Raw genomic sequence first — 278 nt, 5'->3', positions numbered from 1 at the left:
CAACTACCATCGGCGCTGAAGAGCTTAACGATCGTGTTCGGCATGGGAACGAGTGTGACCTCTTCGCTATCGCCACTAGATTTATTCAATTGTGAATTGTCAATTATGAATGTTCAATTGTTCTTAAGGCTTCTCTGAAAAGCTTTAAACCATTCATAATTCATAATTGTTAATTCATAATTCCTACAGGGTCATTCCCTGAAAACTAGATAACACACATTTAAGACTTGAGTAAGAAAATCAATTCTTATTTTTAGGATAAGTCCTCGACCGATTAG

1 rRNA gene is annotated in these 278 nt (G+C 36.3%); it reads right to left on the bottom strand.

What is annotated here, in order from left to right:
- Positions 1-80, bottom strand: a 5S ribosomal RNA gene (gene rrf / locus DS745_RS24370); the annotation flags it as partial.
- Positions 81-278 lie beyond the last annotated feature (198 nt).

It is taken from the genome of Anaerobacillus alkaliphilus (genome assembly GCF_004116265.1).
Lineage (GTDB): Bacteria > Bacillota > Bacilli > Bacillales > Anaerobacillaceae > Anaerobacillus > Anaerobacillus alkaliphilus.
This window is presented reverse-complemented; position numbering and strand designations above follow the sequence as displayed.